Origin of the sequence: Herbaspirillum sp. UBA812 (genome assembly GCF_002296545.1) — a bacterium.
GTDB lineage: Bacteria > Pseudomonadota > Gammaproteobacteria > Burkholderiales > Burkholderiaceae_D > Herbaspirillum > Herbaspirillum huttiense.
Window position 1 is genome coordinate 1 of the sequence record NZ_DBIC01000383.1, and the last position, 291, is coordinate 291.

The following is a 291-nucleotide window of genomic DNA, read 5'->3' on the forward strand; positions in this document are numbered from 1 at the left end:
GCTACGTCGACATCAAGCCCTCCGAGGAACTGATGGCGCAACTGGCGCGCGAGCCGCAGACCACCAACCTGCCGGGCTTCACCACCACGCTGGTGACGGTGCTGCTGCCGGTGTTCCTGATGCTGCTCAAGACCTTCGTCGACGTCACCCTGCCGGAAGGCCACGCCGTGCGCGACCTGATGGACTTCATCGGCAACCCCATCGTGGCCCTGCTGGCGGCACTGCTGCTGGCGATCTGGACCTTCGGCATCGCCCGTGGCTTCACCCGCCAGCAAGTGCTGAAATTCGTGG

The 291-nt window shown here is 65.3% G+C and carries 1 pseudogene; it reads left to right on the forward strand.

Annotation, left to right across the window (positions count from 1 at the left end):
* Positions 1 to 291, forward strand: a pseudogene (locus B3873_RS25175) (permease DsdX); the annotation flags it as partial.